The sequence below is a fragment of the Dyadobacter sp. CY261 genome, assembly GCF_021440085.1.
Classification (GTDB): Bacteria; Bacteroidota; Bacteroidia; order Cytophagales; family Spirosomataceae; genus Dyadobacter.
This window is the reverse complement of the sequence record NZ_JAKCPW010000005.1, coordinates 12,408-35,821: the sequence shown is the minus strand read 5'-3', so window position 1 is coordinate 35,821 and position 23,414 is coordinate 12,408. Positions and strand designations below refer to the sequence as shown.

Here is a 23,414-nt window from a genome sequence, read left to right as displayed (position 1 = left end):
CCACTGCTTTTTCAGAATGATGCAATGTATAAGGCTGGTTTTGGAAACATTAGGGTAGGGAAATCCCAAACTGGGCGCAATATGACAATTAGTTTGGAATATCTTTTGAAAATGAGATTTTTTTTGTATAATTTTGCAAAACTTTTTTTCACAAACTGCCAATAGATCTATGGAGAAACTGCGAATTTTGTATGTAGCCAGTGAAATCAATCCTTTCCTCCAGACTACCGATGTTGCCGATTATGTTAGAAAGCTTCCTCAGGCAATGCAGGAAAGAGGGGCAGAAATCAGGATTCTGGTTCCGCGCTTTGGTTTGATCAACGAGCGCAAAAACAGGCTTCATGAAGTAGTTCGACTGTCAGGAATCAATATTACCGTAGGAGATGAAGAAAAGCCGCTGATCATCAAGGTTGCTTCCATTCCAAATGCGAAGTTGCAGGTCTATTTTATCGACAACGATGATTATTTCCATCGCAAATCTGTTTTCTTCGATAAAGAGAATAATTTTTTCGATGACAACGATGAGCGTGCGATCTTCTTTTGCAAGGGTGTTTTGGAAACCGTTAAAAAACTGGGATGGGCTCCGGACGTGGTGCATTGCAATGACTGGATGACGGCACTGATTCCATTGTACCTGAAAACTACTTACCGCAATGATCCGATGTTTAAGGATACGAAAAGTGTTTTTACCGTACATAATAATGCCTTCGATTATAAATTCGACGCAGATTTGCAGAGCAAGGCCAAGGCGATGGACGTAAGCGACGAAGCGCTGGCACATTTGCATTCAGCTGATTTCGAAGGTTTTGTCAAAATCGGATGTGCTTATGCTGATGCGGTCATCAAAGCCGAGGAACATTGCAGCGCGAGCCTCAACGAAATTTTTAACAACGCACCGAAACGTGTCCAGCTCGACGAGCAGGATGAGAATTTCTCAGAGTCGTACTACAATCTGTATACCGATTTGATGAACTAGTAGATAAATTTTATACAGCAGAAAGCCGGTGATTCTACAGTCGCCGGCTTTTTTGTGTTTTACCAGAATGTTTTGCGTGTTCGAACACTGTTTAATAATTGGATATTTTTTAGTATTTAATTAAAAATTAGCTTGCTAACCATCACTGTTTACCATTTATTTGCCCCAATCATTTACATACACAAAATTAAAATATTTTAAGAATATGTGTGGAATTGTGGCTTATGTTGGAAGTAGAGAGGCATATCCTTTAATTTTAAAAGGATTGAAACGATTGGAATATCGCGGCTACGACAGCTCCGGAATTGCATTGCTCGAAAATGGTGAATTGAATATTTACAAGAAGAAGGGAAAGGTGTCGGATCTCGAATCTGAACTAAATGGAAAGCAACTTCCCGCTACCATCGGCATCGGCCACACGCGTTGGGCGACCCACGGAGAACCCAACGATGTGAATGCCCACCCGCACTATTCCAACAACCGCCGGTTATCCATTATCCACAATGGTATTATCGAAAACTACGCGGCCATTAAGCAGAACCTGATCCAGAAAGGCCACAAGTTCCTGAGCGATACGGATACCGAAGTGCTCATCCATTTCATCGAAGAAATCCAGCACGAAACCGGCGACACGCTGGAAAGTGCAGTACGACTTGCATTGAAAGAAGTGGTAGGGGCGTATGCCATCGTCGTCATGTCTGTGGACCATCCAGGCCAGCTCATTGCCGCCCGCAAAGGCAGCCCGCTGGTTATCGGTATTGGCGAAGGCGAGTTCTTTTTCGCTTCCGATGCCACACCCATCATCGAATACACGAAAGACGTCGTTTATCTGGATGATTATGAAGTAGCGGTAATCCACGATGGCAAGCTGAGCATTCAGCACCTTGAGAGCACCAAAGAGACCATTCCATACATTCAAAGATTGGAAATGGAGCTCGAAACCATTGAAAAAGGCGGCTACGACCATTTCATGATCAAGGAAATTTTCGAACAGCCCCGCTCCATAGGCGATAGTATGCGCGGCCGCCTGCGTGCGGACGACGCCCACCTGCAACTTGGAGGCCTGAACGATTACCTCGATAAGCTTGCCCAATCCGACCGAGTCGTAATTGTCGGCTGCGGTACATCATGGCACGCCGGACTCGTGGCCGAATATCTTTTTGAAGAGCTGGCACGGATCAATGTGGAGGTAGAATACGCTTCTGAATTCCGCTATCGTAACCCGATAATCAAAGAAAACGACATTGTGATAGCCATTTCCCAATCCGGCGAAACGGCGGATACCCTGGCCGCGATTGAACTCGCGAAGTCCAAAGGTGCCACGATATTTGGAGTATGTAACGTGGTGGGTTCATCCATCGCCCGCGCGACGCATGCAGGCGCCTATACACACGCCGGCCCGGAAATCGGTGTGGCCAGTACCAAGGCATTTACCGCCCAGGTGACTGTGCTCACACTGATGGCCATCGCCGTAGCAAAGCGGAAAGGGACTATTTCGGAAGAAACCTACCGGCAGCTGCTGATTGAATTGGAAACGATCCCGGCGAAGGTTGAGAGGGTGTTCGAGAATGCCGCCAAAATCAAGGAAATTGCATTCATATTCACTTATGCGCGCAACTTCATTTATCTGGGGCGCGGCCTCAATTTTCCTGTGGCATTGGAAGGCGCATTGAAGCTCAAAGAGATTTCGTACATCCATGCCGAAGGTTATCCGGCGGCAGAAATGAAACACGGGCCGATTGCCTTGATCGATGAAGATATGCCAGTCGTTTTCCTGGCTACCAAAGACAGTTCCTATGAAAAAATCGTGTCGAACATCCAGGAAGTGAAAGCGCGCAAAGGCCGGGTAATCGCGATCGTGACGGAGGGAGACTCACTCATTCCCGGCATGGTCGATTTTGTGATAGAAGTGCCCAATACACATGAAATTCTGACACCACTTGTTTCTGTAATCCCGCTGCAATTGCTTTCTTACTACATCGCAGTAATGCGCGGCCGGAACGTGGACCAACCAAGGAATCTTGCCAAATCGGTTACCGTCGAGTAACTGAGGAGGATGCCGGAGAGCGAGACTGTCGATGATGGTTTCGCTTTTTTGTTTGCAGCGATTTGAAAAAATAATGTTTCCCGGTTTTCGTTAATTTTGCGCAAGTTTTGCCAACGGGACCTATCGAATATGTACAAACTCATTATAGCTATTTTTCTACCATTTTCACTGCTGTTTATTTCAAGTTGTAAAAAGGGGGAGGACCAAACCTATATTCCGAAACCCAAGGGCTATAACCGCATTGATCTGCCCGCGCACAGTTACAAAAAACTGGTCGAAAAACACCCTTACACCTTCGATGTCTCGCGGTTTGCCATTGTTGAGCCGGATACGTTCAAATTGGCGGAAAAGGATTGGATCTTTATCAGCTATCCACAATTCAAGGCCAATATCCAAATCACTTACAAGCCGCTTAACAACAATCCGGCGTTACTGAAAGCATTTATAGACGACAGTTATAAACTGGCAAGCAAGCATCAGATCAGGGCCTCGTCCATTCAAGAACAGCGAGTTCTGGGTAAATCGGGCCGGACAGCGATGTTATTCAAAATCGATGGCGATGTACCCAGTCCCTATCAATTTTATACTACCGATAGTACCGGGCATTTTCTGCGGGGTGCCATTTACTTCCCAACTGCTACTAAAAATGATTCGCTTGCGCCTGTAATCGATTATTTAGAGGCCGATATGTTGCAATTACTCAATACCCTGGAGTGGCGATAAAATTACCGGCTAATGTTGTTGTGAAAAAGGGAAGGACGTATCTTTGAAGTTATCACCTCAACAACAAATAAGACATGCCCCGGAAACAACCCAAGAACCAACTCCATCTCGATTACTCAGTGCGCGGTAACCGCATCGTCCTGCATTTGGGGCAGGTGGAAAGCCGACGTGTCGCAGATCAGCTTTTTGAAGGGTTGGTGAATGGTGACTGGATGATCGAACCGGCGGGCGAGGTGGCCGATATTTCCTACGCACAGGATATCGTGCACCAGATCGGGCACAAGCTACCTTATCCGGAAGGGATCAAAATCGCCCAACTGCATCATGTAGATCCGCAATTCAAAGGCTTTTCAGCGATTTACCATCAAAAAGGTTGGGTATTTGTGAATGCCGCTTCGGATATCAACGAACGCAATTACCATATTCATTTGCTGACCGTTTCTCTCGGCTTACAGACAATTTACGCGAGTGCCACTTCTTTAGCGGCCCGTTCTGAGCAACTCATTTTCGAAGCTTTATTGCCATTTGATGAAGTGGAAAGCTTTTTCAGGACGGATATTTCAAAAATTCCCGACTTTCTGGCTTCTGATATTGCTAGTTTTTTCAAAGTGCCGTTTCCGATGGTATTGAAAAGGGCGTTGGCATTGAAAATCATCACTGACGAGCAGTACCGCAGCTTTATGACCGTTAATCCGGCTACGGCTACCAAGCCACGCGAGCTTTTCTTTTCGCAAGACGGAAGCATTGATGACTTGGAAGCGCAGCTTTTTTCGGGAGAATAAATCTAGTTTTTCTTCACATTCATATTGCTGAGATCGGGCAATGGGCTTACGGATGTCCAACCGCCATCGACAATCAGGCTTTGGCCTGTTATGTGGCCCGAATGGGGCGACAGCAGGAATAATGCCGCATTGGCAATGTCCTCGCAAATGGCTGGCCTGCCCATCGGCGTAATGGCCGACCACGTTTTGGGATAGGTCGGGTCCTCGGCCAATGTCCGCTCGGTGAGTGTAGCACCCGGGGCGACGGTGTTGATCGTAATGCCGTGCGGGGAGAGTTCGATCACGAGGTTTTTGGCCAGCATTTCAAGTCCTGCCTTCGTCATGGCATAAGCCCCTAGAAACTGGTGCGCCTGATGCCCGACTACCGAGGACATTAACAAGATGCGTCCGCCAGACTTCTGCTTTCGCATTTGCCGGGCTGCGGCCTGGGTCAGTAAAAACGAACCCATCAGGTTCACTTCCAGCACCTTCCGCAGGTTTTCGACCGGATATTCGAAGAAATCACCAAAAAGCGTAATACCGGCATTGGCGACGGTTAATGTCAGTTTTCCAAAGCATCTGACTGCTTCGTCCACCATTGCATCGATAATTTCCGGCTGTGAAGCATCGCCTGCGAAAGCCACACATTCGCCTTCCTTGTTGCGGATCTTTTTGGCTGCCTCTGCGGCGAGTGCTTTGTTGGTATCGTTCAAAATAACGCCTGCTCCCTGGCAAGCCAGCTGCTTGGCTATTTCAAATCCAATGCCTTGTCCGGCACCGGTTACGATCGCGACCTGATTGTCAAATAATTGGCTACTCATGGCAATGCTGAATTAAGGCGGAATGCGGCCGTTCGCGGCCGCATTCCCACCTATTAATGCGAATCTCTTGTTACTTTATCGCCCGAACCTCCGATGAGGAAGTCGAGGTCGGCGCCTTCGTGCGCCTGGGTTACGTGGCTGATGTGCAGACTCACGTAACCGCGTGTATAACCCAGTTCGAGCGGCTTCCAAAGCTGCCGCCGGCGCGCCAGTTCTTCGTCTGATACTTCCAGGTGCAGCCTCCTGTTCTCCACATCCAGCTCTATATAATCACCGTCCTGTACCAATGCCAGGTTGCCGCCCACGGCCGCTTCGGGCGACACGTGCAAAACAACCGTTCCAAAACCGGTACCACTCATACGCCCGTCGGAAATGCGCACCATGTCCATCACGCCTTGCGCGAGGAGCTTTTTAGGCAACGACATATTTCCTACCTCCGGCATGCCGGGGTAACCTTTCGGGCCTACGTTTTTCAATACTAAAATACTGTTTTCATCCACATCGAGATCAGGGTCGTCGAGGCGCGTTTTGTAATCGTCAATATCTTCAAATACCACCGCCTTGCCGCGGTGCTGCATTAATTCCGGTTTCAAAGATGCCGATGGCTTGATCACCGCTCCGTTTTCAGCGAGATTGCCCCTTACCACAGCCAGTCCGGTCAGGTCTTTCACCGGTTCAGCCATGGTTCCGATCACTTCCGGGTCGAAGCATTCGGCATTTGCACAGTTTTCCGCCATCGTTTTACCATTGGCCGTAATCACCGATTGATGGAGAATGCCGCTTAGTTCCTTGATCACTACCGGTAATCCCCCGGCGTAATAAAAGTCCTCCATAAAATAGCCGCCCGAAGGTTGCAGGTTAAGGAGCAGCGGCACGTTTTTGCAGAGATCATTAAAATCATCCAGACTTAAATCCACCCCAATGCGCCCTGCAATTGCCAGCAAGTGGATCACAAAGTTGGTAGACCCACCAATTGCCGCATTGATCATGATCGCATTCTCGAATGCTTCTTTCGTCAGGATCTGATCGAGCCGCAAATCTTCATGAACCATCTGCACAATGCGTCGGCCCGACAAATGCGCGAGTACTTTCCGACGGGAATCTGCTGCGGGAATGGCGGCATTTTCGGGCAATGTGAGTCCGAGCGACTCCACCATGCAGGCCATTGTGGAAGCCGTGCCCATCACCGCGCAATGCCCGTCGCTGCGGCACATGCATGCTTCGGAGGTCGCAAATTCTTCCTGGGTAATTTCGCCTTTGCGATACAGTTCGCTAAAACGCCACACATCGCTCGTTCCGATCGTCTTGCCGCGGTAACGGCCGGTCAGCATGGGCCCGCCGGAAACGACGATGGTCGGAATATTCACACTCGCTGCGCCCATGACGAGCGAAGGCGTTGTTTTATCGCAGCCGCAAAGCAGCACTACGCCGTCAATCGGGTTCGCGCGGATGGATTCCTCCACGTCCATGCTTGCAAGGTTGCGGTACAGCATGGCCGTGGGCTTGATCAGCGTTTCGCCGAGCGACATTACCGGGAATTCGAGCGGAAAACCGCCTGCTTCCCAAACGCCACGCTTCACAGACTCCGCCAGTTCGCGGAAATGTCCGTTGCAGGGTGTCAGCTCCGAAAATGTATTGCAAATGCCGATTACCGGCCTTCCGTCAAATTCATCGGCAGGATAGCCCTGGTTTTTCATCCAGGCGCGGTAAATGAAACCGTCTTTTCCCGACTTACCAAACCAGCCCCTGCTGCGCAATTTATTTTCTTCCATTAATAGCCATAGTTTATGTATGAACAGAAAAGGACGCCGGGAGTAAAATATAATTCCGGGTATCCTTTAAAATAAAAAATCGTATATTCGGCTAACACGTGCCCGATGGTATCCATGCTTTTTGTCAGAAATTATAAACTGTTGCTTTTCTTCTCTTTACAGCTGGCAGCCTTGCCGATTCTCGCACAACACAACGCGGATAATTTCATCGAAAAATTATTAAAAAAGCATCCGGAACGCTTTTCGGCCATCCTGGCAAATCCTGAAAAGTATAAGGTACAGGTCTTATACACACGGATTGACAGGAATAAAAACAATGTCCCACACTTTACTACGCACGCTTATCGCATCGATACCGGAGAATATTTTTATCCGGCAAGCACGGTTAAACTACCGGCAGTGGCATTGGCATTTGAAAAGCTGAATAAGCTGGGCATCGACAAGTACACACCGATGTTTACAGATGCAGTACGGCCGGAGCAAACGGCTGTAAATACCGATACAAGTTCGGAGGATGGCAGGCCCTCCGTGGCGCATTATGCGAAGAAGATCCTACTCGCGAGCGATAATGACGCTTTTAACCGGTTGTATGAATTTATAGGTCAGCAGGAGTTCAACGATAGCCTCCACATGAAGGGTTTTAAGGGAAGTCGCATACTGCACCGGCTCGATTCTCCCATTGGTCCTGAAAATAACCGGTATACCAATCCAATCCGTTTTGAGAAGGACGGAAAGATCGTATTTGAGCAGCCTGCAAAATACAATGAGCATGAATACAATGCACCCGGCCCGATTTTGCTTGGAAAAGGCTATATGAAAGACGGTGCGCTGGTGAATGAGCCATTTGATTTTACCAAAAAGAATGCCTTCCCGCTTGAAGAACAACACCGGCTGCTGAAAACGCTCTTTTTCCCGGACGAAGTGCCTGCTTCGCAGCGGTTCAATCTGAGGGAAGAAGATTACCGGTTTATGTACCAGTATATGTCACAATTCCCCGTGGAAACGAGCTACCCGGCAAATTATACGGATGATTACTATGATGGATATGTGAAATTCCTGCTTTTCGGAGCGACCAAAACGAGGCTGCCGCGCCATATCCGGCTGTTCAATAAATGCGGGGATGCATATGGGTTTTTGCTGGACAATGCCTACATCGCCGATTTCGAGAAAGGAATTGAATTCATGCTCACCGCGGTAATCTATTGCAATGAGGATGGCGTTTTTAACGACGATAAGTACGACTACGAAAACGTAGGTTTCCCGTTTATGGCCAATCTGGGGAAAACGATTTTTGAATACGAATTAAGCCGGAAGCGTCCCAATCGCCCTGATCTCAGCCGTTTTGAAGTGGAATATGATAAGTGATCAGCGGGTTCTGACTTTCAACCGCGGGGCGATCTGGCAAATGTAGAGATTAATGAGGTGCCCGATGATGAGCAAACCAGAGCCGATGTAACCCAGCCAGGTAAATGCCTGATGGCGGCCTTCCAGGATCAGCGAAACGGAGAAAATGGCCAAAGCGCCCCAAAGCAGCACCCGCACGCCCATTGATTGGTGTTCACGGGTGGCATAGTAAACGGCCACACCGTTGATGAGGATAAAAAGATAATCCAGCGAAACAAGGCCGATGTGCGCATGACCGTGGCCTGCCACCGTAGAGCCGAAAGCTAATGCAGGAACCAGCAGGCAGTGTACGATGCACAATACAGAACCCAGGATTCCAATATAGTCGGCCTTGCCATGTGAGTGTACTGCTTTCATATCTACATACAATGATGTTGCAAAAATAACAGGGTAAAGGCTAACTTGCAACAGAGTTGCAGAATATTTTTGAGGTGTTAAGTGATCAGCCGGGAAAGTGTGAGCCCAATCTTTGGAATTTGAAAGGGTTAGAACTTAACTTTGGCAGGAAGGGTTTTAGAAGGGAGGAATTTAAATAACTGTTGGAAACAATGGACCAGTTAAGAGATACGCTGAAAGTGCATAACCTGCGGACGACTACGTGCCGGGAAGACGTGCTTTCGACATTTATCAATAGAAAAAACGCATTATCGCACGGTGACCTGGAAGGCGCGTTGGGAGAGAATTACGACCGTGTGACGATATACAGGACCCTGAAAACGTTCCTCGAAAAAGGCATTATCCACAAAGTACTCGACGACGAGGGGCTGCGGTATGCATTATGCTCGCACAGTTGTTCGGAAGAAAAGCACCAGCACGACCATATCCATTTCAAATGCAGTTCGTGCGGGGAAACCAATTGCCTCGAAAACCTGCATATTCCCGCCGTGCATCTGCCGGACGGCTACCAACCCGAAAATTTCAATCTGCTGATACAGGGCGTTTGTCCGAAATGCAACTAACAAAAAGGGATCAGTCGAATGGCTGATCCCTTTTTGGTTTACTTCACTTTCAGAATAAAATCCAGATTCACATCGTCGCTGCCGGGTGTTGGCGTGCCATTTTTGGCTCCGGGTTGATGGCGCAGCTGTACTTTTAGCTTTCCATCACCAGCGGCACCGGTTACCGCGGAGCCTGTGAGACCGATAGGGTAATTATTCTTATCCTTGTCCCCGTAAGAATAGGTCAATAATGCACCGGGTGTGGCCGTATATACAAAAAGGTGCTCGTCGGATTCTTTCTCGACTTCCTTTGTAATGTCGTTGACGGGTGTTTTGCTTTCATCGAGCAGTTCAATAGCCAGCGTGTAGGTCTTATTGGGTTTGAGAGAAATGGTATCGAATTTCGTGGCTGCATTGCCGCCGTCACCATCGGGATCTTTGAACGAAAAAGTGCTGACGTTGGAAGTCCCTTGTTCGGTGAATTTCAAGGTAACAGACGTGATCAGCTCGTTTTCATCGTCCGGCTCCACCGCTTCTCCCGAATCCTTACATTGCACAAAGGCCATTGTCATACCGGCGAGCAGCATCCAGGTCAACTTACGGTTCATTCTCATACGTAACAGGTTTATGTATTGGTAATAAATTCACTATCAGACATTAGCATTATCAGGCCCCAAACTTCCATTTCAAACGCAGCGACGCATTGCGCCCCATATCGTCGGCATAATAGCGGAAGCGGTTCAGGTAATCGCGGTAAACGGTGTTGAACAGGTTTTGCACATTGATTCCAAACTCTAATTGCTGCTTTTCCGAAACCCGCAATGTTGCACCAGCTTGCAGGCTCCAAAGCGAATAGGCTTTGGGTGGCGGAAGGAAATCGCTGTTGGCAGGAACGCGTTTCTGTTCGGCGACCAGCAGGTTACCGATTGAGATAAACCCGTCCTTCCATTTTCCGTGGTTGGCCAATTGGTATTTCAACTGATTATCGAGCCGGTTGGGCGGGATCATTACCAGGTAGCCGTCGTTCCGCTCGTCGTACACGCGCAGGTAGCTGAGCTTGCTGGTTACGGTTGTGCGTTTCACAAATTCCCAGCTTCCCGACACATCAATGCCCTTGAAAGAAGCGTCGGTTTGGGTGTATTTGAAGTAAGGAAATGCTCCCCTGATCGTCAGAATGGGCTCGGGCTGTGGTTTGAGGTAAATAAAGTCGGAAATGTAGTTGTAATAAGCACCCAGCTCCACGCTCCATTTCGGCGCCGCGTATTTCACGCTGGCAATGGAATTGAGCGCTTTTTCGGGCTGCAAAGTGGCGTCGCCTTTTTCGTAAGCGGCCGCACCATGGTGTACACCGTCGCTGAACAGCTCGCTCACATTCGGCGCGCGCCAGGCCGTTCCAACATTCAGACGCGCCGAAAAGCGGTCGGAAAAGTTGCGCGTAGCACCGGCTGTTCCCGAAAAATTCGAAAAGTCAAAATGATCGGCGACTTTCTCCCGGTTCACGATCCGGTAGGTTTTCAATGTCCGGTAATCGTAACGCAGGCCAGCTTCCAGCTCCCATTTGCTCGTCACATAACGCTCAATCCAGAATACACCGATATTGAACTGATTGAAATTCGGGATCAGCGGTCGGCCGCTCATGAGGTTGTATTGGTATAATGTGCTTACACCAATTTGTCCGGTCACTTTTTGGGCAATGGGTTTGTGGTCCCAGACCACATCGTTTGTCAATGAAGTAAGCTTGAATGTCAGTTCGGGATGGTTGAGGGCCGCTATGGAATCGTTGCGGGGGCGGTGGAGATCGAACTCGTTGCGGTTGTTATACTGCCGCGCAATCGTCCATTGCAGCCGGTTGCCATTCTGAAATTGGTAATGTGTTTCAGCTTTTAATAACTCGTGGGTCGCATTCTGATTCGGCCGGTTGATCGCATAGCTGAAACCTGACTTTACAAACGGTTCGCCATTTTGGATGACATTCAGCAAGTCGGTGACGCTGCCGATGTGGGAGCCGGAGAAAATCCCGATTTGAGTATCGAAACGGCTGTAAAAAACATCAATTCCCAAACCTTTATTGCGGTATCCCGCCGCAAGTGAGAAGTTGTTTTCACTAATGCCGGTATTGTCCAAAAAATAATTAGGCGTACGAATGTTACCGCCGCGCTTGATGGTTCCCTGCGCCCGCCAGCCGAAGCCTTTCAAAAAACCGAGTCCGCCCTGCGCCGTGCCTGATAATACGCCCTGGCGTCCATTGGAAAAGCCTACCGCATTCAACTCGCCGCTCACCGGTTGGTCGATCGGCAACTCTTCCGGCTCCACCAATATCACGCCGCCAATGGCATCCGAGCCATAGCGAACGCCCGCAGCGCCTTTCACGACCGATATTCTCGTGGCAATAAACGGATCGATTTCCGGCGCATGCTCCGAGCCCCATTGCTGGCCTTCCTGGCGAATGCCATTGTTCATAATGAGCACCCGGTTGCTGTGCAGGCCGTGAATAACCGGTTTTGAAATCGATGAACCCGTTTGCAGGGTGGTAACGCCGGTGACGCCCCGGAGGCTTTCGCCTAGGGTTTGCCCGCGTGTTTTGTCCAGATCAGCGCCCGAAATAGTCGTTAATGGCTGCGACGACGGCGCATCCGTCCGGTGGGCGGTAATCTCCACATCGTGCAAATGCACTTCCTGTTCGAGCAGGTTAAAGTTCTCTTCGTGCCCGGCCGTGAGGTCTACTTTCTGCTGGAATGGACTGTAACCGATAATGCGGCATTCGAGTGTGTAGTTTCCGGGACAGAGGTTCCTAAGTTCATACCGGCCGTTCTGGTCAGTAAAAACGCCATTACTTTCTCCGACAATGAGTACCGTGGCGCCCACGATGGGTTGGCCCGTGTGGCGGTCTTTCACTACACCTTTCACAAAGCACTCGCACGCCGGTTTTTGGGCAAAGGCTGTTGCGGTGAAAAGCGCCAGCAAAACAGTAAGAAGCAGATTTCTGAAAGAATGCATGACTGATCGGAGCGGGAACGGATTGTGTTTTTGTTACAACGTTGCAAAAGTAACATCATTGCAACTATGTTGCAATTAAAATCCGGAAGTATTTTATCAAATTTTCAGTGGATTAGGGTCTTAAATGTAAATTTGTGCTCCATTTTGCTGCGTTAATCCATTGTCCGACCTGCTTTTTGCCAAACTGATATTAATGCCCCCGCTCATTGCCGGGGTGACATTGGCCGTCCGTAAATGGGGCGAAGGACTGGGCGGGTGGATCGGCGGATTTCCCTGGGTGGCCGGTCCAATCTCTTTTTTTATTGCATTGGAACATGGCGCGGCCTTCGCGGCGTCGACGATCACTTCGGCATTGCTTGGCTCGGTGGGGACGATGCTGTTTGCATTAACCTACGCAACACTTTCATCACGGCTAAGCTGGCTGCCCACGACATTGCTCAGTTACGGGACCTTTTTCATCGTTGCATTGCTTTCGCTGGGGCGCGATATTTCCCTGCCCGCGGCCGTCGGCCTTAATTTGATCGTGCTCACGCTGGTTTTATATTTTTTTCCAAAACCCAGAACAAAAGCTGAATTTCGGAAACAGCCTTCCTGGGATATTCCGCTGAGAATGCTAGTAGCCACGTTTTTCGTGGTGATGCTCACGCAAGCGGCAGATTACCTCGGCCCGACATGGAGCGGTATTCTCACGCCATTTCCAATCATGACCTCCACATTGGCGGTATTCACGCATTCGCAGCAAGGCTCGGATGCCGCGATCAGGATTTTGTATGGCTTGCTGCTGGCCGGCTACGGGTTCGTAGCCTTTCTGGTAGGAGTATCGTGGCTGGTGCCGCAAATGCCGATCGGCACGGCTTATGGCATTCTGACAGTGGGCACGATGGTCGTGAACGGGATCACGATCAAGCTGATCCGCTAGTGTTCGCTAACGGACCAGCTTTCTATTTCAATCCAAATTCTGATTCTAAACTCTTTCCAGCTTGACCGGATAGGTCTTTTTCGCATTCCATTGGCACACGTAAATGTTGTGTTCGTTATCGACGCACACGTCGTGGCAATGCATGAAAATCGGTTTTTCCTGTAACATCAATTGCAGCTCCCCATTTTTGTATTCGGGTTTGGTGCCGCCCGGGTTGGAGATCACTTTGTTCGCTTTGTCGAGGATGGTTACGAAGCCGGAATTGGGGGTCTGGTTCAGGTAGCGCAGCCGCGACCAGCATACACCTGCGTACAGCGTGTCGTCTTTGAAAACCGGTCGGCAAACGAATGCGCCCGGCAGGAAGATCGTGCTCAGGTATTTGCCGTCCAATGTAAATTTTTTGAATGCATTGTGCGCGCGGGAAGTGACGATCAGCGTAGGGCTCGCTTTGTCTCGGTAGTCGATCGCTATGCCGTGGGCAGTGGAGAATTGTGCGTCACCATCGCCGGAGCCGCCGAATTTATCGATGAACTCGCCTGTGGGCGTGTATCTCAAAATCCATTGCGAGCCGTATCCGTCGGCGACATAAATGGTACCATCCGGGCCTATGGCCGTTTCGGTGGGTTTGAATGCGTCGGTTTCTTTGTATGCACCTACTTTTGACGGATGTTCGATCGTCAGCAGGATTTTCCCTTTCAAATCGGTTTTGAAAACTTTTCCGATGTTCGGATCGCTGATGAAAAGGAATTCCTCGCCATTGGCATTCCATAACGTCAGCCCGTGGCCGCCGGGAAAATCGTGTCCCCAGCTTTCAAGCAGCTTGCCCGAGCGGTCGTACACCAGAATATTATTTTTGATTTCATCCCCCACCATAATGAGCCTGCCTTTACTGTCCTGCACCATTTCGTGGCAGTTGTTGACAGGAAACTGGGACGCGTCGAGGTTGCCCCAGCCCTGGTGCACCTTATAGCGGTGGTTACCATGACCAATGACCTCACCGTCGGCTTTGGGCCTGGCGTGAAGGATGTAGAAGGGCTTAAAAGTAATGGCGGCGGCAGCGGCTGCGGTTACTTTCGCAAACTGACGGCGGGATTGTGTATCGGACATGACCAGATCTTTTTATTTGGAGAAAGACCGCATTTCCGATTTCTTACTATTTCCCTGAAATGGATTTGATCAACTGGCCGAATAACGTTTCCCGTAGCGGTTGAGCCAGTCGAGCAAGCGGTTTACGTCCTGCATTCGGAATAATTCGCTGCCTAAATTCATAGTGGCCGCGGTTCCGCAGGCGACGCCCATTCTCACTGCTTCGCGGTAGGATTTGCCTTGTGAAAGCATCCAGATGATGCCTGCGAGCATGCTGTCGCCGGCGCCTACTGTGCTTTTAGGCTGCACAGGCGGCGCGGGAATGTGTTCTACCTGGTCTTCGGTTACGAGCATGGCACCCATCGCGCCCATAGACACGATCACGATCTCGCATTGCCCGCGGATAATAAGCGCGCGCGCCGCGTCGTCGACCTCGTCCATTTCCAGTTTGTCGACGCCCACCAGTTCGCTAAGCTCGGAAATATTGGGTTTCAGCAAATAAACGCCTGCTTCGGTAGCATAGCGGAGCGCATCGCCGGAAGTATCGGCAATGAAGCGTGCACCCTGTGCATGGGCTATTCTGGCGATTTGACCGTAGAAATCGGAAGGTACGCCGGGCGGGAGACTGCCGCTGGCAATGATATAGGAAGGTTTTGGATCGAGCTCTTCCATGGTTTCGAGAATGGCGCGTACTTCGGTGGGCATCATTTCGGTGCCGGGCATTCCGAAGCGGTATTGGAATCCAGTGCTCGTTTCGAGCACGTGGAAGTTCTCCCGCGTCCATTGCTTGGTTTCGATCACCATCGTTTCGACCCCTTCGCTTTTTACGAGCTTGTGCAGGCGCTGGCCGGTGGGGCCTCCTACGGTGAAGATCGCTATCGGGTTTCCTCCAAGCCGGTGAATGGCCTTGGCTACGTTGATACCGCCGCCTCCCGCTTCAAAATTCGGCGTTTCGCAGCGCAGTTTATTGTCGGGAACAATGCGCGATACGTTGGAGCTTTTATCGAGCGCGGGATTTATTGTAAGCGTTACAATGGGTCCGGTAGCCATAGGAGTACGGTGTCTGGTGAACTATTTTACGCGAATAAAAGAAAAAAAGCGATCCTCCGTACGTTCATAGCAATTTCTTCACAGCACAACCGTTAGCGCTACCGCTAAAATTGTTCTTCCAAAACACTCCGGCCTCCGTCAATTACGAGCACCTGCCCATTGGTATACCGCGCATAATCCGAGAGTAGGTACACCGCAGCGCCGTCCAGGTCCGCTGGTGCGGAGGTGTCTGCCGAGATTACATTGATCCTGATATCGTGACCGGAATACGCGGCTGCAATAGATTTGGAAAACCCAATAACAGCTGCCTTAGAGGTTGCTGTGGCGTGAGTTGCGAGGTTATTGTCCGATGATAAGGTTTCAGGGCTCAGATTCAGGATACTTCCGCCTTTGCTCATGCCCATGAAAGTTCTTACGGCCGCCTGGTTGGAAAGCATTAGGGATGTCAAATGCAGATCGAGGTTTTTTCGCCAGCTTTCCAGATCAAGGTTGTGGAGTGGGCCGTCGGTCGGGGGATTTTCTGCTGCTTCCGGAGCATGGTAAAGTGCATCAAAACTTCCAAATTCACGGATGCAAAGTTGAATAGCGTCTAATGCCATCTGAGGCTGAGTAGCGTCTCCTTGCTTTGCTCTTGCGGTGCTTCCCAGGTTCAGTTCCGCCATCAGGCAGGCTTCGGGGCTGAGTCCCACCACCACCACATTCGCGCCGTTACGTACAAAGGCTTGTGCAGCAGACAGCCCGGTGCCGGTGGTTCCACCGATAACTACGATCGATTTATTTGTGAGCCAGGTTTCCATTTAAGAATATAGCGTTTTTATGTAAAAATAGGAGTATTGATATGAAAAAAGAAGCGCCCTGCATCCTCGGGAGGAGCAGGGCGCTTCAAAAAAAGCTAATTCAATGAATTCTAGGCCACTGAGCGAAGTAATGCCATTGAAGATTTCTCAAATTTATCCTTTGCGTAGTCGAGCGAGAGGGTGAATTCCTTCACATCCTTCTGCGACGGCAGGTCAAACATCGCGTCGGTCATGATCGATTCACAGATCGAGCGCAGGCCACGGGCACCGAGCTTGTAAATCATCGCCTGGTCCACAATATAATCGAGTACCGCGTCTTCGAAATGCAGGGTAATGCCTTCCATCGCGAAAAGTTTGGCGTATTGTCTCACCAATGCATTTTTCGGCTCAGTAAGAATTCGGCGCAATGTTTCGCGGTCAAGCGGGTTCAAATGCGTAAGTACGGGCAGACGGCCGATCAATTCGGGGATCAAACCGAAAGATTTAAGATCCATTGCTGTTACGTAACGCATCAGGTTACCCTTATCGAAGATTTCGATAATTCGGTTGTCGCCGTTGAAACCAATCGGACGCGTGTTGATGCGCTTCCCGATGTGGCGTTCGATGCCGTCAAATGCACCACCGCAGATGAAGAGGATGTTTTCAGTATTCAATGAAATCATCTTCTGATCAGGATGCTTACGGCCTCCTTGCGGCGGGACGTTGACGATCGATCCTTCGAGCAGTTTTAGCAAAGCCTGCTGAACGCCTTCACCGCTCACGTCGCGGGTAATAGAAGGGTTGTCCGATTTGCGGGCAATCTTGTCGATTTCGTCAATGTACACAATGCCGCGCTCAGCGGCTTCCACATTATAATCCGCTGCCTGGAGCAGGCGTGTCAGGATGGTTTCAACATCTTCACCTACGTAACCTGCTTCGGTAACGACCGTTGCATCGGCCACGCAGAATGGAACTTGCAGAATCCGTGCAATGGATTTCGCGAGGTACGTTTTGCCGGTCCCGGTTTCGCCTACCATGATGATATTTGACTTCTCGATCACAACGTCATCCTCGGTGCTTACCTGGTTCAGACGTTTGTAGTGGTTATATACTGCCACTGCCAGCGAGCGTTTCGCTTCATCCTGGCCTATGACATATTGTTCGAGGAAATGCTTGATTTCGGTGGGAGGAATGGGTTTCAGTTTCGGAAGCTTGGATTTCTTTTCTTTCTTATCCTCCTTCGGTCCCAGCTCTTCCGTAACAACCTGATGCCCCTGGGCAATGCAGTGGTTACAAATGTGAGCGTCAATCCCGGAAAGAAGCAAATCTACTTCGCTTTTCTTACGTCCGCAGAACGAACAACTTACTTGTGCCATCGATTCGATTTAACAGTTTGGTGAATGTTTCCGGCCTGAATGAAGCCGTACTAAACAATCGTGGTAAGTCAATTTAACAAGAAGACTGAGTGTTACGTTTCATAATCTTCCTCTCGATTGACGATTAGCGGTTATCTTTTTTGCAAATTTCCGGTTTTTTGACCGGGTTACCAAATCAAGTAATGGCCATATACTAAAAACGCCCCGACAGCAATGCTGGCAGGGCGTTTCTTCAAAAAATCGTTCCGATTATTTATCGCGGGTTAAAACCTCGTCGATCAAACCGTATTCTTTGGCTTCCAATGCTTTCAACCATTTGTCACGGTCGGAGTCTATCGCGATTTGCTCGGCGGTCTGGCCCGTGTGGTTTGCGAGGATTTCATACAGTTCGTGGCGGAGTTTTACGATCTCACGGGTGGTGATTTCGATATCAACGGACGTTCCCTGCGCGCCGCCGGATGGCTGGTGAATCATCACACGAGCATGCGGGAGCGCCGAACGCTTACCTGCTGCACCGCCTGCGAGCAACACCGCGCCCATAGAGGCTGCGAGGCTGGTACATACGGTTGCTACGTCGGGACGTACATATTGCATGGTATCGTAAATACCCAGACCTGCGTACACAGAGCCACCGGGGCTGTTGATGTACATCAAAATGTCCTTTTTGGCATCTGCCGATTCGAGGAAGAGTAACTGGGCCACGATGATGTTGGCGATATTGTCGTCCACACCAGTTCCCATAAATATAATACGGTCGGCCATCAGACGGGAGAATACATCGACCTCGCGGAAGTTCATTGGACGTTCCTCGATTACCGAACGGGTCATGTTTTCAACGGTGTGATTCATGTAACCGTCCACGGTCAGACCATTCATTCCCAGGTGGTGAACGGCATATTTTCTAAATTCATTTCCGTAATTCATCGAAAAATTTAAATTTTAATTTATCAATAGTTAAAGGGCAACCGGCTTAGAGAACAAAAAGCAATATAGCTTAGTTTCTATTTATATCGCGGCGAGTTTCTCGGTTGCATGGCACAAATTTGATTATTTCACCGAATAATCCTTGTCAATTTCGGCGATAAATTATCGAAAATTGCGACAGCCAGCGACGCCCCAAGTGATTACATTGCAGCGTAAAAACGTTATACCCGCGCATTAGAATCGGACATTATGAACGTGACATCCAATTTATCAGAAAAAATCAGACAGATCCGCCTTCAAAAAGGACTGTCGCAAGAAAATATGGCAGACATGCTGGGTTTGTCCACAACGGCTTATGGAGACATCGAGCGCGGTCGGACGGAACTCTCCGTGTCAAGACTTGAAAACGTGGCTAAACTGCTGGACGTGCCGCTGCCCGATTTGCTAGGCATTGACGCGACCATGTCTGAAACGGCGTGGCTAAGGCAGGAAAATACCCGGCTGTTGTCTGAGAACCGGCGGTTGCAAAATGAGCTGGATCAATGGAGACAGAAATTCAAGCAATGGTTCGGGGATGGCATTATCCGGCAAATAGGAGAGGAGCGCGAACGCATTGGATTTAAATGAAAACACCGCCCGGACAAACCGGGCGGTGTAAACATGCTTTTATAATTGAAATTAAGCTTCGGCTTCTACTTCGCCTTTCGCCAATTTTTCGAATTCGCTTACTTCTACGGTTTGCTCATCGGTGCTTACCTGGCCACGGATCACTTCCAGAACCTTGTTATCGAACACCTGGTTGAATACGCTTGTGTAGTTGTCACGTTCTTTATCGGCAAGATAGCCCTGCGCCACACGGTCGATCGTTTCCCTCATCGAGTCATCGTCGCCGTAGATACCGAATTGACCTTTTACCATTTCGCGGGTAAATGCCAGGATTTCAGGATATTCTACTTTGACTTCTTCTTTATCAGCGATCTTATTCTTGATCAGGCTCAGTTTCAATGATTTTGTGAAATCGGCAAACTGCTCGTCGATCTGCTCGCGGGTGAATTTGCCTTCGTTCGAGCGTTCCAACCAGTTCTTCAGGAATTCCTCTGGTAGTTCGATGCCAATGCTGTCAAGCAGTGCAAGCTCTATATCGCGGCGAAGTAATGCTTCCGTTTCGCGCTCGTAGTTTCCTTTGATGATTTCAAGAACTTTCTCGTTGAACTGCTCTTCGTTTTCAACCTGGCCCGGACCGAGCACTTTGTCGAAAAATTCTTGGTTTAATTCTGCTGGTGCCGAACGGGTTACGTCTTCCACAGTGAGTACGAACTCACCTGAAACTTCGCCAATGTCTTCTTTTTTCTTACCGGTAACATGGGCAATCGCCGACTCGTCGGTAAATGTATCGTTGATGTCAAAAGTGATCACATCACCTTTTTTAACGCCAAGGAATTTCGCAGCAGCTTCTTCTTTAACCTGCTTGGTAGGGATCGCGGTGCGGGTTGTGAATTCGGTAGAATCCTGTTTCAATTCACCGAAAACCATATCGCCGGCTTCACTTACTTCCGGGTGGATGCTGTCAGCGAAACGCTCGCGGAGGCTATCGAGTGTTTTGTTCAGTTCATTATCGTCCACATTGATCGTGTAACGCTTTACAGCGGGCAATTCTGAGAGGTTTATTTCGAAATCAGAAGCAAGACCCAATTCGTAACTGAACTCGAATTGGCTTGGGGTATCCCAGTTTACTTCCGCCGCCTTGTCGCGATCGGGGATAGGGTCACCTACAACCTGCAATTTATTTTCGCGGATATAAGTGCTTACGGCGTTGCTGAGGATGTTGTTCACCTCGTCTACGAGAATGCTTTTACCATACATGCGTTGAATCACATGGGATGGTACTTTGCCAGGACGAAATCCTTTCAGGTTCACGCGTTTGGAATAATCCTTTACGGTTTTATCAACTTTTGGCTGATAATCTTCCTTGGTCAACGTTACTTTCAGAGAGGCTAATGTTGGCGAACTCTTTTCTAACAATACTTCCATGTGTCGCTAAGCTATGGTAAAAACCTTTTGTTACATTGATTTGAAAAAAACAAAAATGCCCTCAAAACGATGTCCTGAGGGCATTTGACGGGTTTCAATACTACGGAGCAGTTCATCTTTCCAAACAAACAGGAATCTGACGCCCCGTCATTCCCTTGTATTTCGTACGGGCGGAGGGAATCGAACCCCCACGCCTTGCGGCACTAGATCCTAAGTCTAGCACGTCTACCAGTTCCGCCACGCCCGCTCATTTCACCACGTTTTTCAACTCGATCGTTGAATTGGGAGTGCAAAGGTATTTCTATTTTTTCAAAACATGCAAATTATTTGCAAAAATTTATCTTTGGATTAAAGTATGTTGAAGAATGTCGCCAAAATTTGTTATTTTGGTGAAGCGTACTAATAAGAAACAGCAGTGGAGCAACTGGTTGAATCCCTCAACATAGACCTGGAACAGGAGCGTAAGGATATTCTCAAAAAATACCGCCGGCTTTTAAGAACAGCCAAACCTTTTTTAAAGGATAATGATGCTAAACTAATCAAAAAAGCCTTCTATACTTCCGTCGATGCGCATAAGGACATGCGCCGCCGGTCGGGAGAGCCCTATATTTATCACCCGTTGGCAGTGGCACAGATCGTCGTGGAAGAGATCGGTCTCGGTACAACGGGTATTGTAGCAGCATTGCTGCACGATGTGGTGGAGGATACCGATATGGGTATCGACGATATTGAACGGCTTTTTGGTAAAAAAGTAGCCAAGATCATCGATGGGCTCACTAAGATTTCCGGCCGTTTTGAATATGGCTCGTCGCAGCAGGCGGAAAACTTCCGGAAAATGCTGCTGACGCTGTCGGACGACGTGCGGGTAATCCTCGTGAAGCTGGCCGACCGCCTGCATAACATGCGCACGCTCGACAGCATGCCGCGTGACAAGCAGCTTAAAATTGCCTCAGAAACGATCTTCATTTATGCGCCGCTGGCGCATAGGCTCGGGCTTTACAGCATCAAATCCGAGCTGGAAGAACTCTATCTCAAATACACCGAACCACAGGAGTACCGGGCAGTTGCACGTAAACTACGCGAAACGAAAAACACCCGTGATCGATTCATCTCCAAATTCATGGAGCCGATTGCGCAGGACCTGGAAGCGGTAGGTTTGAATTTTATCCTTAAAGGCCGTCCCAAATCGATTTATTCGATCTGGAACAAAATGCGGAAGCAGAACAAGCCCTTTGAGGAAATATATGACCTGTTTGCAATCCGGATTGTGCTCGAATCAACGCCGGAAAGCGACCGCGAAAAGGCCATTTGCTGGCAAGCGTATTCCATAGTTACGGATCATTACAAGCCTAACCCCGACCGGCTTAAAGACTTTCTGAGCACGCCCAGGGCCAATGGATACCAGTCGCTGCACTCGACCGTGATGAGCAAGAGCGGGCAGTGGGTGGAGGTGCAGATACGTACTTCGCGGATGGACGAGATTGCGGAAAAGGGTTATGCGGCACACTGGAAATACAAAGGCAACGATACGAAGGTCAAGGGCAATATCGAGCAATGGATCACGCAGGTGCGCGAGACGTTGGAAAATGGTTATGGGGATAAAACCGCGGCCATCGAGTTCCTGGACGAGTTCCGGAGCAATCTTTTCAATGAAGAGGTATTTGTATTTACCCCAAAAGGCGAACTGAAAGTACTGCAGGCCGGTTCCACAGCACTCGACTTTGCATTCGATATCCACTCGGAAGTGGGTGCGCACTGTATGGCCGCAAAAGTCGGCGGCATTCTCGTGCCGATCAGCTATGTTTTGAATAATGGTGATCAAATTGAAATCATTACTTCCAGCAAGCAGAAGCCCAATGAGGACTGGCTACGCATTGTCGTTACCTCCAAAGCGAGGGCGCGGATCAAGGATTTTCTGAAGGAAGAAAACCGGCGCTATGAAACCGACGGTCGCCAGTTAGTGGAGAAAAAGCTCAAAATACTGGGAATGGACGCTACCGCCGAGGTAATGAATCAACTCAGGGCATTTTTTGAATGTAAAACCACGACCGACTTCTTTTACCGCATCGGCAAAGGCTACATTCAGATTGATGAGCTGAAAAAGTTTAAAAGGGACCGGGATGCAAAGGAACGCAAAGCCTCCGAGAACGGAGCTGCAACCTCCGCACCGCCTAATAACAGCGGCGATGGCAAAACGCTCACGAAGTATCTTAAGCAAATCCACGGTGACCGCGCCGACAGTGATACATTGCTTATTGGGGACGATCTGGATAAGATAGACTATAAACTGGCGCAATGCTGTAATCCCATTGCCGGTGATGACGTGTTCGGATTCGTAACCATTAATGAAGGTATTAAAATACACCGTACAACCTGCCCCAATGCAGCTGAGCTGATGTCCAAACACGGCAACCGCATTATCAAGGCCAAATGGTCGGGTAAGGATGAGGCGTTCCTAGCTGGCTTGTATTTATCGGGTACGGACAGGGTAGGGTTGGTGAACGATGTGACGAGGATCATTTCGAACGAACTGCACATCAATATGCGCGGCCTAACGATCGACACCAAGGATGGCGTCTTTAATGGGGATATTAAGCTTTACGTGCAGGATACCAGGCACTTGGATATCCTGATCGCCAAGCTGGAGCAGGTGGAGGGTGTCTATAATGTCCAGCGTTTCGATACCAATCTGAGCGGCAAGTAGTCATTTTGAACCATTGTTGCTCCAACGTGTTATTGAATTGGTAATTAATGAGGTAGCAAGACTATGCTTGCGAATGTGAGAGTGATTTAAGTAAAAAAGCGTATTTTCG

The 23,414-nt window shown here is 49.1% G+C and carries 20 protein-coding genes and 1 tRNA gene; 9 read left to right on the top strand and 12 right to left on the bottom strand.

Annotated elements, in window-relative coordinates; translation table 11 throughout:
* The first annotated feature begins 169 nt into the window (after positions 1-169).
* The 4 genes from LZD49_RS15265 (at position 170) to LZD49_RS15250 (ending at position 4,528) form a co-directional block, all read left to right on the top strand.
* Positions 170-976: a glycogen/starch synthase gene (locus LZD49_RS15265; protein ID WP_234668441.1), complete on the top strand. Its 807-nt coding sequence runs from the start codon at positions 170-172 to the stop codon at positions 974-976.
* Between the two features lie 205 nt (positions 977-1,181).
* The gene (gene glmS, locus LZD49_RS15260; protein WP_234668440.1) at positions 1,182-3,023 is read left to right on the top strand and encodes a glutamine--fructose-6-phosphate transaminase (isomerizing); all 1,842 of its coding nucleotides are present in this window, start codon (positions 1,182-1,184) and stop codon (positions 3,021-3,023) included.
* 129 nt (positions 3,024-3,152) lie between these two features.
* A complete protein-coding gene (gldD, locus tag LZD49_RS15255; protein ID WP_234668439.1) occupies positions 3,153-3,746 on the top strand; it encodes a gliding motility lipoprotein GldD in 594 nt (197 codons plus the stop codon).
* 74 nt (positions 3,747-3,820) lie between these two features.
* Entirely contained in the window at positions 3,821-4,528 is a 708-nt protein-coding gene (locus LZD49_RS15250; RefSeq protein WP_234668438.1) for a hypothetical protein, read from the top strand.
* A 2-nt stretch (positions 4,529-4,530) separates the two neighbouring features.
* On the opposite strand, the gene LZD49_RS15245 is transcribed toward LZD49_RS15250, so the two are convergent.
* Entirely contained in the window at positions 4,531-5,328 is a 798-nt protein-coding gene (locus LZD49_RS15245) for an SDR family NAD(P)-dependent oxidoreductase (RefSeq protein ID WP_234668437.1), read from the bottom strand.
* A gap of 53 nt (positions 5,329-5,381) precedes the next feature.
* Positions 5,382-7,100: an IlvD/Edd family dehydratase gene (locus tag LZD49_RS15240; RefSeq protein ID WP_234668436.1), complete on the bottom strand. Its 1,719-nt coding sequence runs from the start codon at positions 7,098-7,100 to the stop codon at positions 5,382-5,384.
* Between the two features lie 105 nt (positions 7,101-7,205).
* Between LZD49_RS15240 and LZD49_RS15235 the strand changes: the two genes are divergently transcribed.
* Complete coding sequence (locus LZD49_RS15235) at positions 7,206-8,465, top strand: serine hydrolase (RefSeq protein WP_234668435.1); 1,260 nt, start codon at positions 7,206-7,208, stop codon at positions 8,463-8,465.
* On the opposite strand, the gene LZD49_RS15230 is transcribed toward LZD49_RS15235, so the two are convergent.
* Complete coding sequence (locus tag LZD49_RS15230; RefSeq protein WP_234668434.1) at positions 8,466-8,861, bottom strand: MerC domain-containing protein; 396 nt, start codon at positions 8,859-8,861, stop codon at positions 8,466-8,468.
* 191 nt (positions 8,862-9,052) lie between these two features.
* Here LZD49_RS15230 and LZD49_RS15225 point away from each other — a divergent pair, with 191 nt between their 5' ends.
* The gene (locus tag LZD49_RS15225) at positions 9,053-9,463 is read left to right on the top strand and encodes a Fur family transcriptional regulator (RefSeq protein ID WP_234668433.1); all 411 of its coding nucleotides are present in this window, start codon (positions 9,053-9,055) and stop codon (positions 9,461-9,463) included.
* 38 nt (positions 9,464-9,501) lie between these two features.
* Here the strand turns inward: LZD49_RS15225 and LZD49_RS15220 are convergent, their stop codons facing one another.
* Positions 9,502-10,050 (bottom strand): hypothetical protein, encoded by a 549-nt coding sequence (locus tag LZD49_RS15220; RefSeq protein ID WP_234668432.1) that lies wholly within the window; start codon positions 10,048-10,050, stop codon positions 9,502-9,504.
* A gap of 58 nt (positions 10,051-10,108) precedes the next feature.
* Entirely contained in the window at positions 10,109-12,439 is a 2,331-nt protein-coding gene (locus LZD49_RS15215) for a TonB-dependent receptor (protein WP_234668431.1), read from the bottom strand.
* Between the two features lie 193 nt (positions 12,440-12,632).
* Here LZD49_RS15215 and LZD49_RS15210 point away from each other — a divergent pair, with 193 nt between their 5' ends.
* On the top strand, positions 12,633-13,358 hold the full coding sequence (locus LZD49_RS15210; RefSeq protein WP_234668430.1) for a hypothetical protein: 726 nt from the start codon (positions 12,633-12,635) through the stop codon (positions 13,356-13,358).
* 45 nt (positions 13,359-13,403) lie between these two features.
* On the opposite strand, the gene LZD49_RS15205 is transcribed toward LZD49_RS15210, so the two are convergent.
* The 5 genes from LZD49_RS15205 to LZD49_RS15185 form a co-directional block, all read right to left on the bottom strand.
* Positions 13,404-14,465 carry a 6-bladed beta-propeller gene (locus tag LZD49_RS15205; protein WP_234668429.1) on the bottom strand — a complete coding sequence of 354 codons (1,062 nt, stop codon included), beginning with the start codon at positions 14,463-14,465 and terminating at the stop codon, positions 13,404-13,406.
* 69 nt (positions 14,466-14,534) lie between these two features.
* A complete protein-coding gene (locus tag LZD49_RS15200) occupies positions 14,535-15,494 on the bottom strand; it encodes a 1-phosphofructokinase family hexose kinase (protein WP_234668428.1) in 960 nt (319 codons plus the stop codon).
* Positions 15,495-15,598: 104 nt separating this feature from the next.
* Complete coding sequence (locus LZD49_RS15195) at positions 15,599-16,291, bottom strand: SDR family NAD(P)-dependent oxidoreductase (protein ID WP_234668427.1); 693 nt, start codon at positions 16,289-16,291, stop codon at positions 15,599-15,601.
* Positions 16,292-16,401: 110 nt separating this feature from the next.
* Positions 16,402-17,646 (bottom strand): ATP-dependent Clp protease ATP-binding subunit ClpX, encoded by a 1,245-nt coding sequence (gene clpX / locus LZD49_RS15190; RefSeq protein ID WP_234668426.1) that lies wholly within the window; start codon positions 17,644-17,646, stop codon positions 16,402-16,404.
* A gap of 249 nt (positions 17,647-17,895) precedes the next feature.
* The gene (locus LZD49_RS15185) at positions 17,896-18,570 is read right to left on the bottom strand and encodes a ClpP family protease (protein WP_234668425.1); all 675 of its coding nucleotides are present in this window, start codon (positions 18,568-18,570) and stop codon (positions 17,896-17,898) included.
* Positions 18,571-18,819: 249 nt separating this feature from the next.
* Here LZD49_RS15185 and LZD49_RS15180 point away from each other — a divergent pair, with 249 nt between their 5' ends.
* Complete coding sequence (locus LZD49_RS15180) at positions 18,820-19,197, top strand: helix-turn-helix domain-containing protein (RefSeq protein WP_234668424.1); 378 nt, start codon at positions 18,820-18,822, stop codon at positions 19,195-19,197.
* Positions 19,198-19,248: 51 nt separating this feature from the next.
* Here LZD49_RS15180 and tig read toward each other — a convergent pair whose 3' ends face one another.
* Together tig and LZD49_RS15170 are read right to left on the bottom strand one after the other, a co-directional pair.
* Positions 19,249-20,601 (bottom strand): trigger factor, encoded by a 1,353-nt coding sequence (gene tig, locus LZD49_RS15175; protein WP_234668423.1) that lies wholly within the window; start codon positions 20,599-20,601, stop codon positions 19,249-19,251.
* A gap of 165 nt (positions 20,602-20,766) precedes the next feature.
* A tRNA-Leu gene (locus tag LZD49_RS15170) sits at positions 20,767-20,848 on the bottom strand.
* A 168-nt stretch (positions 20,849-21,016) separates the two neighbouring features.
* Here LZD49_RS15170 and LZD49_RS15165 point away from each other — a divergent pair.
* Positions 21,017-23,305, top strand: coding sequence for a bifunctional (p)ppGpp synthetase/guanosine-3',5'-bis(diphosphate) 3'-pyrophosphohydrolase (locus LZD49_RS15165; RefSeq protein WP_234668422.1), 2,289 nt, complete (start codon positions 21,017-21,019; stop codon positions 23,303-23,305).
* The last annotated feature ends 109 nt before the right edge of the window (positions 23,306-23,414 follow it).

Excerpts from the sequence above, each read along its gene's own strand:
- LZD49_RS15265 (WP_234668441.1), top strand. The coding sequence starts at position 170 with ATGGAGAAACTGCGAATTTTGTATGTAGCCAGTGAAATCAATCCTTTC.
- glmS (WP_234668440.1), top strand. The coding sequence starts at position 1,182 with ATGTGTGGAATTGTGGCTTATGTTGGAAGTAGAGAGGCATATCCTTTA.
- gldD (WP_234668439.1), top strand. The coding sequence starts at position 3,153 with ATGTACAAACTCATTATAGCTATTTTTCTACCATTTTCACTGCTGTTT.
- LZD49_RS15250 (WP_234668438.1), top strand. The coding sequence starts at position 3,821 with ATGCCCCGGAAACAACCCAAGAACCAACTCCATCTCGATTACTCAGTG.
- LZD49_RS15245 (WP_234668437.1), bottom strand. The coding sequence starts at position 5,328 with ATGAGTAGCCAATTATTTGACAATCAGGTCGCGATCGTAACCGGTGCC.
- LZD49_RS15240 (WP_234668436.1), bottom strand. The coding sequence starts at position 7,100 with ATGGAAGAAAATAAATTGCGCAGCAGGGGCTGGTTTGGTAAGTCGGGA.
- LZD49_RS15235 (WP_234668435.1), top strand. The coding sequence starts at position 7,206 with ATGGTATCCATGCTTTTTGTCAGAAATTATAAACTGTTGCTTTTCTTC.
- LZD49_RS15230 (WP_234668434.1), bottom strand. The coding sequence starts at position 8,861 with ATGAAAGCAGTACACTCACATGGCAAGGCCGACTATATTGGAATCCTG.
- LZD49_RS15225 (WP_234668433.1), top strand. The coding sequence starts at position 9,053 with ATGGACCAGTTAAGAGATACGCTGAAAGTGCATAACCTGCGGACGACT.
- LZD49_RS15220 (WP_234668432.1), bottom strand. The coding sequence starts at position 10,050 with ATGAACCGTAAGTTGACCTGGATGCTGCTCGCCGGTATGACAATGGCC.
- LZD49_RS15215 (WP_234668431.1), bottom strand. The coding sequence starts at position 12,439 with ATGCATTCTTTCAGAAATCTGCTTCTTACTGTTTTGCTGGCGCTTTTC.
- LZD49_RS15210 (WP_234668430.1), top strand. The coding sequence starts at position 12,633 with ATGCCCCCGCTCATTGCCGGGGTGACATTGGCCGTCCGTAAATGGGGC.
- LZD49_RS15205 (WP_234668429.1), bottom strand. The coding sequence starts at position 14,465 with ATGTCCGATACACAATCCCGCCGTCAGTTTGCGAAAGTAACCGCAGCC.
- LZD49_RS15200 (WP_234668428.1), bottom strand. The coding sequence starts at position 15,494 with ATGGCTACCGGACCCATTGTAACGCTTACAATAAATCCCGCGCTCGAT.
- LZD49_RS15195 (WP_234668427.1), bottom strand. The coding sequence starts at position 16,291 with ATGGAAACCTGGCTCACAAATAAATCGATCGTAGTTATCGGTGGAACC.
- clpX (WP_234668426.1), bottom strand. The coding sequence starts at position 17,646 with ATGGCACAAGTAAGTTGTTCGTTCTGCGGACGTAAGAAAAGCGAAGTA.
- LZD49_RS15185 (WP_234668425.1), bottom strand. The coding sequence starts at position 18,570 with ATGAATTACGGAAATGAATTTAGAAAATATGCCGTTCACCACCTGGGA.
- LZD49_RS15180 (WP_234668424.1), top strand. The coding sequence starts at position 18,820 with ATGAACGTGACATCCAATTTATCAGAAAAAATCAGACAGATCCGCCTT.
- tig (WP_234668423.1), bottom strand. The coding sequence starts at position 20,601 with ATGGAAGTATTGTTAGAAAAGAGTTCGCCAACATTAGCCTCTCTGAAA.